Raw genomic sequence first — 1,146 nt, 5'->3', positions numbered from 1 at the left:
GAGCGGTACCGGATCGGTGAGCTGATCGGGTGCGGCGGCATGGCGGACGTCTTCCGCGGGGAGGACCTGCGGCTGCACCGCCCGGTGGCGGTCAAGCTGATGCGCCGGGCCCTGGCGCGCGATCCGCACTTCCAGGCGCGCTTCCGCAAGGAGGCGCGCTCGGCGGCCTCCCTGAACCACCCCTCGATCGTCTCCGTGTACGACACGGGCGAGGTCTCCCTCGAGGACGGCCTCCATCCGGTGGACTGCCCGTTCCTGGTGATGGAGCTCGTCTCCGGCCGGACGCTGCGGGAGATCCTGCACGCAGAGGGCGCCGTGGGCACGGACCGTGCCGTGGCCTGGACCCGGGGCGTGGTGGAAGCGCTCGAGCACGCGCACGAGGAGGGCATCGTCCACCGCGACGTGAAGCCCGCGAACGTCATGGTCACGGACACGGGCACCGTGAAGGTGATGGACTTCGGGATCGCCCACGCGCTGGCCGACACCTCCGCCACCACGTCGCAGACCCAGGCCGTGGTGGGCACCGCCCTGTACCTGGCCCCAGAGCAGGCGACGGGCCGCACCGTGGACGGCCGCGCCGACCTCTACGCGGCCGGCTGCCTGCTGTTCGAGCTGCTCACGGGCCGACCCCCCTTCACGGGTGACACGCCGCTGGCCGTGGCCTACCAGCACGTGCGCGAGGAGCCGCCGGCGCCCTCCGACGTCGACCCCGACCTGCCGCCCGCGTTCGACCCCGTGGTGCTGCGCGCCCTGCGCAAGAATCCACAGGACCGGTTCCCCACCGGCGCCGCGTTCCTCGCGGCCCTCGAGGAGGCCGCCGCGGATCCGCACGCCGGCCCCGGCCGTCACCCCCCGCCGCTCGATGCCGTCCATCCCGCCCTCGTCGGCGCGGTGCTGGGCGCCACGCCCGCGGGGCACGGGGCCGATGTGCCGACGGCCGCGGTCCCGCTGACCCGGCCGACGCCCTCCGTCCCGGCCGAGCCGGACACCACACAGCCCCAGGCGGCGAACCACGCCGTCGCGGGTGCGGGACTGCCCGGCGCCGCCTCGGCCGCGCAGCTGGCCGCCGCCGCCGCCATGGACGGCCCCCGCCCGGTGACGGCCGGCCAGCCGGTGACGGCCGGCCAGCCGGTGACGCCCCGGCCC

The 1,146-nt window shown here is 76.2% G+C and carries 1 protein-coding gene; it reads left to right on the top strand.

Annotated elements, in window-relative coordinates:
* Positions 1–12: 12 nt before the first annotated feature.
* Positions 13–1,146, top strand: a 1,134-nt coding sequence (locus ACFWJO_RS40335) for a protein kinase (RefSeq protein WP_386873336.1), incomplete at its 3' end; no start/stop codon positions are given.

This window comes from Streptomyces sp. NPDC127092, assembly GCF_042722475.1.
In the GTDB taxonomy this organism is placed as follows: Bacteria; Actinomycetota; Actinomycetes; order Streptomycetales; family Streptomycetaceae; genus Streptomyces.
This window is presented reverse-complemented; position numbering and strand designations above follow the sequence as displayed.